General features: G+C 43.2%; 9 protein-coding genes. 3 read left to right on the top strand and 6 right to left on the bottom strand.

Annotated elements, in window-relative coordinates; genetic code table 11:
* Positions 1-31 precede the first annotated feature (31 nt).
* On the top strand, positions 32-1,777 hold the full coding sequence (locus BLT07_RS02070; RefSeq protein ID WP_091865205.1) for a RagB/SusD family nutrient uptake outer membrane protein: 1,746 nt from the start codon (positions 32-34) through the stop codon (positions 1,775-1,777).
* 114 nt (positions 1,778-1,891) lie between these two features.
* Positions 1,892-2,974 carry a phosphatidylinositol-specific phospholipase C1-like protein gene (locus BLT07_RS02065; protein ID WP_091865203.1) on the top strand — a complete coding sequence of 361 codons (1,083 nt, stop codon included), beginning with the start codon at positions 1,892-1,894 and terminating at the stop codon, positions 2,972-2,974.
* Positions 2,975-3,225: 251 nt separating this feature from the next.
* Here BLT07_RS02065 and BLT07_RS02060 read toward each other — a convergent pair whose 3' ends face one another.
* Genes BLT07_RS02060 through uxaC form a run of 4 tightly spaced genes read right to left on the bottom strand, consistent with a single transcriptional unit; the run spans position 3,226 to position 7,388 of the window.
* Positions 3,226-4,521, bottom strand: coding sequence for a TRAP transporter large permease (locus tag BLT07_RS02060; RefSeq protein ID WP_091865201.1), 1,296 nt, complete (start codon positions 4,519-4,521; stop codon positions 3,226-3,228).
* Positions 4,522-4,526: 5 nt separating this feature from the next.
* Positions 4,527-4,985: a TRAP transporter small permease gene (locus BLT07_RS02055; RefSeq protein ID WP_091865199.1), complete on the bottom strand. Its 459-nt coding sequence runs from the start codon at positions 4,983-4,985 to the stop codon at positions 4,527-4,529.
* A 16-nt stretch (positions 4,986-5,001) separates the two neighbouring features.
* Complete coding sequence (locus BLT07_RS02050) at positions 5,002-5,982, bottom strand: TRAP transporter substrate-binding protein (protein ID WP_091865197.1); 981 nt, start codon at positions 5,980-5,982, stop codon at positions 5,002-5,004.
* Positions 5,982-7,388 (bottom strand): glucuronate isomerase, encoded by a 1,407-nt coding sequence (uxaC, locus tag BLT07_RS02045; protein WP_091865195.1) that lies wholly within the window; start codon positions 7,386-7,388, stop codon positions 5,982-5,984. The genes BLT07_RS02050 and uxaC overlap by 1 nt, the downstream gene beginning before the upstream one ends.
* 269 nt (positions 7,389-7,657) lie before the next feature.
* Between uxaC and BLT07_RS02040 the strand changes: the two genes are divergently transcribed.
* Positions 7,658-8,371, top strand: a complete 714-nt coding sequence (locus BLT07_RS02040; RefSeq protein WP_091865194.1) for an SDR family oxidoreductase — start codon at positions 7,658-7,660, stop codon at positions 8,369-8,371.
* A gap of 150 nt (positions 8,372-8,521) precedes the next feature.
* On the opposite strand, the gene BLT07_RS02035 is transcribed toward BLT07_RS02040, so the two are convergent.
* On the bottom strand, positions 8,522-11,275 hold the full coding sequence (locus tag BLT07_RS02035; protein ID WP_091865192.1) for a PD-(D/E)XK nuclease family protein: 2,754 nt from the start codon (positions 11,273-11,275) through the stop codon (positions 8,522-8,524).
* A gap of 197 nt (positions 11,276-11,472) precedes the next feature.
* Positions 11,473-12,831: an OmpA family protein gene (locus BLT07_RS02030; RefSeq protein WP_091865190.1), complete on the bottom strand. Its 1,359-nt coding sequence runs from the start codon at positions 12,829-12,831 to the stop codon at positions 11,473-11,475.
* Positions 12,832-12,845: the final 14 nt, after the last annotated feature.

Here is a 12,845-nt window from a genome sequence, read left to right as displayed (position 1 = left end):
CTTTCCTAATAACACAGTAAAACGAAATAAAATGAAAAATAAAAGATTTAACACAACACTACCGATAGTGGTATGTTTACTCGCACTTTTTGGTTGTACCAATTTAGATGAGGAAATTCTTGACGAGTCGCAGACCGGAACCGGTCAAGCAGAGATTGTAAGTGGTTCCTTAGCGCCAGTATATGGTCGTCTACGCAATGTATGGCTTCATACCGTTAATTTTGGTCTTCAAGAAGTTGCCTCCGATGAAGGCATCCTTCCCTATCGCGGGGGTACGGATTGGTTTGATGGGGGTAAGTTCATAGCGGTTCACCAGCATCTTATGACACCGGGTAATAGCCTGATAGGGGATTCTTGGACAAATATATCCCTATGTCTATCTAGAGCGGTATTAGCTGTGGAAAGATTAAGTCCGGAAGCTGAACAGGGTGATGCAAAAGCCCAAGATGCAATTTACGAGATGATAGCCATGAAGGCCTACCTAAATATGTTGGCACTTGATAATTGGGGTCTAGTTTTCAAAAAGGAAAGTTCGGACAAATTATCTGAAATTTTAAGAGGACAAGAAGCAATCGATTATATTGAAGGTGAACTTCTGTCAGTCGCTAATGTTATTAATAACGAGAAGGGGCCAGGCAGGTTTACAAAAGATGCAGTGAGTGCTTTGTTGGCACGTTTATACTTGAATGCCGCCGTTTATCGAGATCCCTATGGTTCGCCCGACTTTAAGACAGCCGATATGGATAAGGTTATACAATATACTAACGATATTATTGCCGGGCCTTATTCCTTATCTGCCGAATATTTTGAATTATTCAATGATGATAACCATAGTAATCCTGAACTTATATTTGCGCTTGATCAAAGAGGCGTACTTCAAACTGAGCACAGTAGATGGGCATATTGGCCAATATCAGGCGACCAAATCCCAAGGCCGGAATTCCCAAGCACCCGTGGAACGGATGCGGTAGCTGTTACCGCAGATTTTTATCAGACTTGGGTAGATGCCTACGGCAATGTAGATCCGGCAGATGCCGATGCCCGTTTCTTTCAACAAAATACGATCATACCCGATGAACTTAAAGATCTTACGGGGGTAACCCCAGCAAACGATACGGACCACTACTATTGTATTAAGGCCGAGGAGTTTGAAATTAACAGGGGAATACTACGTGGTATTATATGGGGCCCTAGAAAAGATGATGGAGGTAATATTTTGACTTGTGACGATGGAACGGTACGAATATACCCCGTAATCAATAGAAGAACTAGCGGTGCAAACCTGGGCTATGTTGACCATACACTCAAAGTTGACTTCACTGATGAGGGTAGTTTACATAACACGGGTTACCGATTCTCAAAATACCAATTCAGCCATACCGCTCCTAATTGTTGTAGTAATAGTAGTGTTGATTTAGTTTTAATTCGTTTGGGAGAGATTTATTTGATGCGTGCCGAAGCCAAATTGAGAAATGGCGATAATGCCGGGGCATTGACCGATGTCAATACGTTGAGAGCTTCTAGAACTGCCCGCCCAGCACAGATTCCGGATGCATTGACTTCTATTGACATGGATATTTTGTTCCGTGAAACCGGATTTGAGCTGTACTGGGAAGGTTTTAGAAGAAACTATCAAATACGGTTTGGCAAATATGAAGATTCTTGGACGGGGAAGACCGATAGCGATGTCAACAAAAGATTGTTCCCGATTCCGCAACAAGCAATCGATGGAGCTTCTAGCGAAAAAGGATTTTTAGTGCAAAACCCAGGATATTAAATCAATATAGAATTTAAAAAATACAGTAAGAAAGTTTTGTTCTTGCCGTGTTTTTTCAACACATAGTTAAACAATATAAAAGGAAAGAGTCAAAGTACAATTGAACCTAAGCTTATGAAAACGTTATACACTATATTTTCACTGATTGCGTTCATACAGTTCTTCAATAATTCAGCATATAAAAATAGTTTAGAGGATATTAAGATAAATGACATCCAGATAATCGGAAGCCACAATAGTTACAAGGTGGCCATCGAACGACCGATTTTAGACTATCTCTTTCAACTCGATTCTGCGACGGGTCGATCTTTACAATACGAACATCCTCCGTTTACGGAACAGTTAGAATTGGGTCTACGGAATTTGGAGCTCGACGTTTTCAATGATCCCAAAGGAAGTTACTATTCTAATCCTGCTGGTCTTGACATTGTTAAAGCTTCGGGTAATATACCTTTGCCTTTTGATCAGGCCAATAAGTTGAAAGTTCCCGGTTTGAAGGTCTTCCATGTTCAAGAAATCGATTTTAGAAGCAACCAACTCCTTTTTAAGGATGCGCTGACCGAACTTAAAAAGTGGTCCGATAAAAATCCGGGGCACACACCTATTATCGTAACCATAAATGCCAAGGATGGAGAAATTCCAAATACCCTAAAGCCCTTAATTTTCGATGCCGAAGCCCTTCAAACCATCGATGCCGAAATTCGGAGCATCTTTTCCGAAGAAAAACTGATAACTCCCGATTTGGTTCGTGGCAGCAGTACTACTTTAGAAGAAGCCGTACTTAAGGATGGATGGCCAAAGCTAAAGGATGTAAATGGAAAATTCCTGTTCGTTTTGGACGAAGGGGATGCGAAGCTTGACCTTTATCTCCAGCGGTTTCCGTCACTCAAAGGGGCCGTTCTTTTCGTAAACAAAGCCGAAGGAAACCCTGAAGCGGCCTTTCGTATTGTTAACGACCCCATTGCCGACTTCGATAAAATAAAAGAGTTGGTCGCCTTGGGATACATGGTACGAACCCGTGCCGACGCTGACACCAAGGAGGCGCGTGCAAATAACTATTCCAAATTTGAGAAGGCAAAGGAATCCGGTGCCCAGATTATTACGACCGACTATTATGTCCCCAGCAAATTATTCGAATCGGATTATCAGGTCATTTTTGACGACGGTACGTATGAACGTATTAAAAAGAGACCTTAGCACGATATGATCCCCCTTACATCAAAATAATTTTATGCGCTATTTGCGTTCTGTCGCTGGCTTGCGGTTCTAAAAAAATCCCTTAAAATCCAATCCGATACGGAATCCGGTTTGTAGGTAGCTTTCATATCCTATCAGCCGATAATTTTATAATTGACCTTAACTATTGTGATATTTCCACGGACTAACACTTTCCTGTATCTTCTGGTTCTGGGTTAAAGCGCCTTTTTAAAATAATTTTCAGCGCTCTTCTACAAATCAAACAAACTCGGCAACCACAAACTCAACGCCGGAATATAAGTGACTAGCATCAATGCTATAATCATGGCCACGAAAAGTGGCAACAGGGGTTTTACGACCTTCTCGATCGTAGTTTTGGCTATACCGACCCCTACGAATAGCACTGAGCCTACGGGTGGCGTACAGAGACCGATACAGAGGTTAAGTACCATGATGATTCCGAAATGTACCGGATCGATTCCAAGTTTGGTAACTACCGGTAGAAAAATAGGGGTAAAGATGAGCACGGCTGGGGTCATATCCATAAAAATACCCACAAAGAGCAACAAGACGTTTATGATAAGCAGGATTACGATTTTATTATCGCTTAGATTCAGAAGGCCCGCGCTGATATCCTGCGGAATATTTTCGTAAGAGAGTGCCCAAGACATGCTTATCGAGGTGCCGATAAGAAGCATTACGATAGCGGTGGTGGCCGATGAATCCAATAAAAGTTTTGGGAGTTTAGGAATGGTAATTTCTTTGTAAATAAATCCGAGTATCAGGCTGTAGAGCACGGCGATGGCCGAAGCTTCAGTAGCGGTAAAAATACCGGCTACGATACCGCCGATGACCACAACCAACATGAAAAGACTAGGTAATGCGTCAATAAAGGTCTTGAATATTTCCCTGAACGAACTTCGCTTTCCCAGTTTAAACCCTTTTTTCCTGGCCCATAAGGAGGCTACAATCATTAGGAAAAGTCCCGTAAGTATCCCTGGTATATAGCCGGCCAGGAACAGCGCGGCAATAGAAGCACCACCACTGGCCAGCGAATAGACGATCAGTACATTACTGGGGGGAATTACCAGCCCCGTTGTGGCTGCCGTAATATTTACTGCCGCACCGAATTCCCTGGAATAGCCTTCCTTTTCCATTTCCGGACCTATAATACTTCCCATGGCCGATGCAGCGGCCATTGCCGAGCCGGCAATGGCACCCATTAACATAGCGGATATAATATTGATCAACGCAAGACCACCAGGGAGCGCACCTACCAAGGTCTTGGCAAAGGCGATCAGCCGGTGGGCAATACCACCTTTGTTCATCAACTCCCCTGAGAGTATAAAAAGGGGTATGGCCAACAGCGCAAAACTATCAAGACCGGTTCCTATACGTTGGGATACCGTTGTAAATGCCGGTAAAAAAGGAATACTGACCAACATGGTCAATACCGATGAGATGGCGATACTCCATGCTACAGGCGTTCCGATAGCCAATAAGACGATAAAACTGATGACTAGAACCAATACAGGTAAATATTCCATTGGGCTTATTTATTAAGGATATCGGAAATTTTGTAGTAGATAATCAGAAGTCCGCTAATGGGAATGACCAAATATACCAAGGCTAACGGAACTTGAAGCGCGGGGGAATGTTGGTCGAGCACATACACTATATATACGAGCCTAGCGCCACCAATGACAAAGGCGCATAGGCTGAATAAGATGATCAGCCAAGTAACAACGAGCCGTAACCTTTTTTGCGTTCTTTCACTGAAACGCTTCGGCAGTACATCGATGGCCACATGCAAGTTTTGCCCTGAAACGTAGGCCGCACCTAAGATACCAATCCAAATCAAAAGATATCTGGCCAGCTCGTCGGTAAACGAACTTGGGGAGCCCAAAAGAAATCGGCTGGCTACCTGCCATAATACGTTCAGCACCATGACGGCCATAATCACGACCAAAGCATTTGCCAGTACATTATCGATTGTTTTTCGTAGTTGCATTTGTAATATAGATTGGTTACTTGGTCGCCCGTATATCCTGTATCAATTGATACATTTCGGTATCGTCCTTATACTTGTCGTAGATTTCATTTACTTCTTCAGAAAATAGACTCTTATCGGGCCTAATGATTTCAACACCGGCTTTCTGGACTTCCGCTAGGGCCTCTTCTTCAGATTCTAACCATAATTTTCTTTGATATCCGATGGAATTATCAACGGCTTGTTTTAACCAGCCTTGCTCTTCTTCGGAAAGCCTGTTCCAGAAGTGGGTGCCGGCCAGCAATACGTCGGGCAGGACCGTATGCTCATCCAAAGTGTAAAATTTACAAACTTCGTAATGTCTGGAAAGGTAAAAACTAGGCGGATTGTTCTCCGCACCGTCTACGACACCCTGTTGCAAGGCCGTGTAGAGTTCGCCCCAGGAAATAGGTGTTGGTGATCCGCCGAGATCTTTGACCATGTTCACGGCGGTAACGCTTTCCATCACTCTAATTTTCAAGCCTTTCAAATCCTCAGGAGTATTTATGGGCCGGTCTTTGGTGTAAAAACTACGGCTACCGGCATCGTAATAACCAAGGCCTTTGAGCCAATATTGTTCGCCTTCGTTCAATAAGCTTTGCCCGATGGGGCCGTCAAGAACGTCGAAGGAATGTTGTCTGTCCCGAAACAAAAAAGGAAGGCCCAACACTTTCATTTTGGGCGCGAAGTTTTCTAGTGTACCCACCGAAACTTTGGTCATATCCAAACTTCCGATCTGTAACAGCTCAAGACACTGCCGTTCGGTACCCAATTGTTGGCTGGGATAGATTTTCAAGACCATTTTTCCGCCGGAGAGCTCGTTAAGGTTCTCTCCCATCTTTACCATGGCCTTATGTACCGAGTGGCTGGTATCGAGACCATGCCCCAAACGTATGGTTCGCGTTCCAGCTAATTCATTGCAGGAGTATGACCCCGATACTAATACAAGACAAACGATATATTTTAGATACGATTTCATTAAAAATCAAAGTATTCCTTAGCGTTAGTATAACAAATATCCTGCACTATTTTGCCGATCCAGTTTATATCGTTGGGCAGTTCCCCATTTTTGATATCATTCCCGAAAAGATTGCACAAAATACGGCGAAAATATTCATGTCGCGGGAAGGATAGAAAACTTCTCGAATCGGTCAGCATTCCTATGAAGCAACTTATAAGCCCCATATTCGAAAGCGTGTTCATCTGATCGGTCATTCCATCTTTTTGGTCTAAGAACCACCAGCTCGAGCCCCACTGTACTTTGCCTTTTACACTACCATCGTTGAAATTACCGATCATAGTAGCCATGACCGCATTAAAAGTAGGGTTGACATTATAGAGAATGGTCTTGGTCAGTTTGTCCTTGCCGTCCAAATTGTCCAAAAACTTCGATAAACTTTCGGCCTGTTGGTAATCGCCGATGGAATCCCATCCAGTATCCGGACCTAATTTTTCGAGCATACGGCCGTTATTGTTGCGTAAAGCGCCCAAGTGGAACTGCTGTACCCAACCGAAATCGTGATAGGTTTCCGATAGAAAAAGTAGCAAGGCACTTTGGAATTTGTTTCCCTCCTCTTGCGACAGCGTATTCCCTTCCCGGCGTTTTTTGAATATGGATTTGACCTCTGCCTCGGTAAAATCATCGGCATACAGCTGGTTCAGACCATGATCGCAGAGCCGGCAACCGTTATCGTGAAAGAATGAAATACGTTTTTTAAGGGCATCGCACAAAGCATCATAGGTATCGATAGAAGTGCCCGAAACATCCCCTAAAGTATTTATGTACGTATTATAGCTATTACTGTTAATAAGAATGGCCTTGTCCGGTCTGAATGCGGTGCTGACCTGGGTGCCAAAATCACTTTTGGCCAATTTTTGGTGATGTTCTAGGGTATCTGTCGGATCTTCTGTCGTACATAGCACTTCTACGTTCATTTTTGACATCAGGTTACGGCAACTGAATTCGGGGGTATTGAGCCTATCCGAAACCGATGTGTATACGGATGATGCATTTTTCTCCGAGAGTAGCTCGGTACAGTCAAAGTAACGCGAAAGCTCCATATGCGTCCAATGATACAAAGGATTTCGCATTGTTAAAGGCACGGTGTAGGCCCATTTCCCGAATTTTTCGGCGTCGGATGCGTTTCCTGTGATGAATTTTTCGTTGATGCCCAGATTTCTCATGGCTCGCCATTTGTAGTGGTCGCCGTCAATCCAGGCCTGGGTAATGTTATCAAAGACCACATCATCAGCCAAAGCTTTGGGAGGCAGGTGATTGTGGTAATCGATTATGGGCATTTTGGCCGCAAAGTCATGATACAGGGTCTCGGCATATTTGCTTTCCAGTAAAAAATTGTTTTTTAGGAATGGATTTTCGTTCTTCATTCTATGACTAAGGGATTGAAAGACAGGATGGATTTGTCGATGTAATGATTCGGGATTTAAATTAGGATGTGTAACAGGTATGAATCTTAAAAATAGTTTTCTATTCCCGTATAAACAAGAAAAAGGAGTAAAGATATCATGGACTCGTCTGGAGCAGTTACAAATAATATTTCAACATGAGTTCGATATGAGCCAAGACAAATGTCGATACCAACAATAATGTTGGCCGTTATGTAATATCTTCGCTTTTTAAACTTAAAAATGTACAGATGAAAAATTTGAAGGATAAAGTAGCTTATATTACCGGGGGATCAAAAGGAATCGGACATGGGGTAGCCCAAAAACTCATCGAAGCGGGCATGAAAGTCGCTATTAGCGGGCGCACTTTGAAATCGGTTGAAAAAGCCGCCGAGTATCTGGGCGACGACAGCCAAGTGCTCGCGATCGAATCTGACGTCACCAAACACGACGACGAGAAAAGGGCCGTTCAGCGGATTTTGGATAAATGGGGACAGATAGACGTGGTCTTGGCCAATGCAGGAGTGGGGAATTTTGCTCCCATAGATGAAATGTCGGATAAAGACTGGCACGAGATGATCGACACCAACCTGAATGGAGTTTTTCATACCTTGAAGGCCTCTGTCGAAGCCTTGAAAAAGTCGAAAGGGTATTACATGACCTTAGCCAGTTTAGCAGGTTGTAATTTTTTCGCAACCGGAGCAGGATACAATGCCACTAAATTCGGGGTAGTAGGCTTTACGCAAGCGGCGATGCTCGATTTGAGAAAACATGATATCAAGGTTTCTACCATCATGCCCGGATCTGTAGCGACCCACTTTGCGGGCAACGAACCCGATGCTTCGGATGATTGGAAAATTCAGCCCGAGGATATCGGTGAATTGGTAGTTGATCTTCTAAAAATGCACCCTAGAACATTGCCTAGTAAAATCGAGGTGCGGCCAAGCAGACCTGACAAGAAATAGGGGTTTTAAAAGGAGGAAAGGGTCCAGACTTCTGAAGGTTATATCAATGCTGGATCCGTCAATGTCTATTTGACTAAAAGGGTATAGGAAATTGCAAGGCGTTTAACGTGGTTCGCTCCGAAAAGCATATTGTTAAAACGCATAACTTTCCTATACCTCTTTCTCTATAAATGGAATATCCCGATTACAGATTTCCAAAATTAGGTTATGAAGCTTGTGTGCGAAGTGGCTTAAGGTTTGTTGAGTGATGGCACTGTCTTTGGCGCGGCTTCCTTTTTTAGGCTTGGTCGCAAATCGCATAAGGCCGGCATTTAGATTTTTAAAGCTAATTATACCAGCTTCTACCGTTGAACCGGGGGCTTCCTTTTGGTACATAAAAGCATAACAAAGCAATTGAAAAGCTTTGCTATAGTCGTAATTCGAAGTGATTTCATCCCAGTCCACAATTTCTACCTGTGTTGACGTAACCCGTCCTGTTTTGTAGTCAATAATCCGCAATGTGCCGTCCATTTCATCTATACGGTCCAGTTTTCCCTTGATATGGATAGGGAAATTAAGTTCCGGAACATCCAGTTCGACCTGTAATTTTTTTTCTAGCCCAATGAGTTTGATGCGATGTTGCTTAACATCCTCGATTTCTAGGGCGATAAAATTTTCTATATAGCGCATTGCCACATGGAAAGCGATAAGGTTTTTCCCTCTTGAAATATCCCCATCGCCATAGCTTTTCAAAAAATGATGTTTCACTAGGCCTTTGATGTTACCTTTTGCCGTTTGCAAGACATTTTCGGTCAAATATTCCCCGATGAATGGCCGGTAAAGATCTTCAAGAGTATCGTGTACAATAGTGCCAAAGGTGTTGGCGGCAACCGTTTCTTCAACCTCCATAACATTGTCGATACCCAGGAGGTTACGGCGATAAAAATCGATTGGATTCCGTATGTAATTGCTTAAGGAAGTCGGCGAAAACCCCTGGGCCGCATGACTTTTTATAAGGTCCATCAAGCCCGTATCCTTTGCGATGTGTTCCAATGTTCTTAGTGTAGGGAAAATCGTGGGCGAAGCATAGGTCTCGACGATATCGGAAAGCTTGTTTTCATCGGTCAGCAGCTGGTTGATCAATCTACTGCGTTCGCCACCTCCCAGTCCGTCATCCGGTTCTGTGCTATAAAGGATGTACACGTGCTTGGCGCGTTGCAATAACCGGTAGAAGTGATAGGTGTAGACGGCATCTTTCTCCTTGTAAGTAGGCAGATTGGAATAGATTTTCAAATCGAACGGTATAAATGAGTTGTTCGATTTTCCCGAGGGTAGAATGCCCTCGTTCACTGAAGTTATGATAACCGTCTCGAAATCGAGATTACGGCTTTCGAGCATTCCCATAATCTGTAGTCCTTCTAAAGGTTCACCTTGGAAATCAAGGGTTTCTGAGGATAAAAGTTCCCGATATAGGCTTTGCAACGATTTTAGGTCTTTGATAAAATCGTAGGCTTTGATGAGCTCATCAAGCTGATTGAAAAGTTCGTAAAATCGGTATAAGTACTCTAACGCCAAAGGGTTTTCTGCGCTTTGGGGCCTAGTTTTAAGTTCTGCGATAATTTTCAGTACGATGGTAGTGAATTCTTTAGGGGTTGGCGTATTTTCGAAGAACAGTAGTTCTATCGAATCAGTATGCTGCCGAGATATACCTACTAGTTCAGAAACGTTTATATAGGTCCAGTTCTTTGTTTTTATAGCCTCTTCGATAGTACCAACTATATTTGTTTTACCTACGTTTAGCAATGAGTTCACGCTTGGTTGCGCCAAAAACTCAAGCAAATCACGATAAAACCATCCTTGGGTATTTCGTTGTAGATAGAGCGCAATGAACTTATCGAAAAAGGCGGCCAAAGAGGTTTTGACCAAGGGGTAGCCCATAGTGATATTGACTCGCTCGATTTCTGGCGGAACGGAATTCAGGAGGGGATTCAAAAGCGTTTCATCGCCGAGTACCACCGCCGTTTTTCGTAATCTTTCAGAATCCTCCAGATGGAGGTCATGTAATAATTGTCCCGTATATTTGGCTTGCGAGACGTTTTTGGGTACCCCGACAATCTTTATATATTTTTTGGTGCTATAATTTTCGCTTTTACCCTTCAGTCCGTTTTTTGTTAAATAGGGCCATGTTTTCAGGTGCTGACGAATGAAATATCCGGCGTCATGAACGTTGTCCTGTAAAAAGTAACTGTCAATATCCCAGTAGATTTCGGAGGAGCAATTGTGAAGTATATGCTGGATGATTTCGCTCTCTGCCGTATTAAGGGCGTTAAAACCCAAAAAAATAAAGGTCTTCTCCGAGTGTTCCGCTAGAAATCCTTCGAGTTTTTGGCAGGCTGTTCGGTAGACCAGTCCTTGATGACCCAGACCCTTTTCCAATAATGCTCCGTTGAAGTTGTGGTAAAGCGATTCCAGATTGTTCCAAAATTGGAGGTAGTCTTCCATCATTGTCGTCTTTTCGGCGCGCAATGACCAGTGATCTAGTTCTTGAATGGCGGAAAGGCTGGCAAACAGTTTTTCGGCGTCTATTAAATAACGGTCTATTTCATTGATGTCTTGTAACAAAGTCTGTCCCCACTTCGAAAAGGTATAGAAGTTATCCTGTTCGGCAGGTTTGCTTTTTAGGTATATTTCGTAAAGGAAAAAAAGTTGTTGCGTTTGGGTGGCGTAAGCCAGTCCTGAAATCTTTTCGATAAATCGTTCAATACTTAAAATATCAGGAGCGAAAAAGGTTTTATCCGAACTTTTGGCCAGAGCATTTTTCAAAAACGTTCCGGCTCGTTTACTGGGCAGTACAAAAATAAGATCTTCGAACGAACCGTATTCGTGTCCAATTTCTTCGACTACTTCCTCTAGAAAACTTTTCATGATACAAATACCTGATTATTGCTTGGACGTGAATAGTGCTTGCAGCGTACGAAATTCAAAAATAGGAGTTTCAACGCTCTCTTAGCAATAGAAAAGGATATGAAAACCTGATTTTCTAAGTTGTACGCGTATACCCATAAAAAAAGCCCTGACAATTTTGCCAGGGCTTTTTCATTTATATGTTGAGTGAAACTTACTTATTTTACCAAGTTGATTTCAACCCTTCTGTTTTCAGCTCTACCAGCCCTAGTGTTGTTAGTGGCGATAGGCTTCTCTTCACCAAAACCAATGGCCGACAATCTGAACTCTTGAATACCTTTATCGACCAAGAATTCTTTCACTGAAAGTGCTCTAGATTCGGAAAGGGTTTTGTTCAATTGGTCGCTACCTACGCTATCGGTGTGACCTTCAACGGTAAACTTAGCGTTAGGATACTCGTTCAAGATCTGGATGATATCGACCATTACAGAAGTAGATTCTGCTTTGATGGAAGATTTACCAGTGTCAAAGTTGATAGTTCGTGCATATTCGTTCAATTGCTTCTGAACTTCTTCGGTAACCTCTGGGCAACCGTCATTAGCAACAGTACCGGCTACGTCAACGCATTTATCATCTTTATCCAATACACCGTCGCCATCAGTATCAGGCCATGGGCATCCTTTGTTTTCAGCAGGACCTGCTTCGTTGGGGCACTCATCGTCACCATCGGCAACTCCGTCACCGTCAGCATCAGGACATCCAGCTAAATTAGCCAAACCAGCTTCGTTAGGACACTTGTCATCTTTATCGGCAACTCCATCACCATCGGCATCAGGACAACCGTTCATTTCTTTTGAGCCAGCTTCGTTAGGACATTCATCCTTGCTGTCTTCGATACCGTCACCATCAGAATCAGGGCAACCGTTGAACTCTTCTAGACCAGCAACCTCTGGACAAGCATCGTCTTTATCGTAGATGCCGTCACCATCGGTATCGGTTCCGCCAAATTTAACGGCGATACCGGCCATATGTTGCCAGTGCTTACGCCCGTAATCTTCAAAGGCATGTTTGTAGGAAGTCTGAACGGTAAGACCAATATTTTCGGTAAACCATAGGTTGAAACCTAAGCCACCGTTAACGGTACCTGCTCCAATTTCATCTACCCAAGTATAACCACCTCCGATTTCAATGAAGGGGTCTAATACGAAATTAGGTGCGAAAGCATATTTTATAGTTCCATCTAAAGCATAATGCGAAAGATCGTCAACGCCTACATCGCCCAATTTGTCGATTTTGTTCAACGAACCTCTAACACCAACGGACAAATTGTCGCCAACGGAACGAGATACGCCAATGTAAGAAATGGAAGGAAGAATGTTCCAATGGTCGCTAGCGTTGAACAACTCGTTACCAAAAGAGCTGGTCTGTGTAGGAAAATTGTCATCGCTCGTCGGATAAACGTCAATGGCATTGACCCCAAAACTAACCTGCCAAGGGTTGTTCTCGTCTTGCGCTTGCATGCTGACAGCACCTACTAATAGTAGGGTGACAACCAATAATTTGCTAAGATGTTTCATGTTCAAATTTTTAA

This window comes from Pricia antarctica (genome assembly GCF_900101815.1).
GTDB lineage: Bacteria > Bacteroidota > Bacteroidia > Flavobacteriales > Flavobacteriaceae > Pricia > Pricia antarctica.
Note: the sequence above shows the minus strand (reverse complement) of the source record. Positions and strands in the feature narration are given on the sequence as shown.